1 protein-coding gene is annotated in these 600 nt (G+C 31.5%); it reads right to left on the bottom strand.

Features of this window, described 5'->3' with window-relative positions; genetic code table 11:
- Positions 1–600 (bottom strand): Hsp70 family protein (locus ACQY5W_RS13355; protein ID WP_428025460.1); only part of this gene is annotated, 600 nt, incomplete at both ends.

Raw genomic sequence — 600 nt, 5'->3', positions numbered from 1 at the left:
ATCGTTTCAATTAATTTTGAAATATTTTCTTCTTTTTCTGGACCAATTGTATCTTTTACTAAAGATAATTCTTTTTCAGCTTCAAAACATAAGGTTTCTGCTTGGTTTTTTAAATCAATAGTTTCACGTTTTTCTTTATCTGCAGTAGCATATTTTTCTGCATCCGCTAACATACTTTCAACTTCACTTTCATTTAATGTTGAAGCCCCTTGAATCGTTACTGATTGTTCAACTCCTGTCTCTTTTTCTTTTGCTTTTACGGATAAAATGCCGTCTACATCAATATCAAAAGTTACTTCAATTTGTGGTACACCACGGTTTGCTGCTGGAATTCCATCTAATCTAAAGTTACCTAAACTTTTGTTTCCATTAACTAACTCACGTTCTCCTTGCAAAATATGAATTTCAACATTAGTTTGATTATCAACAGCTGTTGAAAACATTTCTGATTTTTTAACTGGAATTGTTGTATTTCGTGCAATAATTTTTGTCATTACACCCCCAAGAGTTTCAACTCCTAATGATAATGGAGTAACATCTAATAATAGAACATCTTTAATTTCACCTGCTAATATACCTGCTTGAATTGCTGCTCCAATA

The sequence above is a fragment of the Arcobacter sp. genome (assembly GCF_050300555.1).
Lineage (GTDB): Bacteria > Campylobacterota > Campylobacteria > Campylobacterales > Arcobacteraceae > Arcobacter.
The sequence above is the reverse complement of the archived record's forward strand: the minus strand, read 5'-3'. Positions and strand labels throughout refer to the sequence as shown.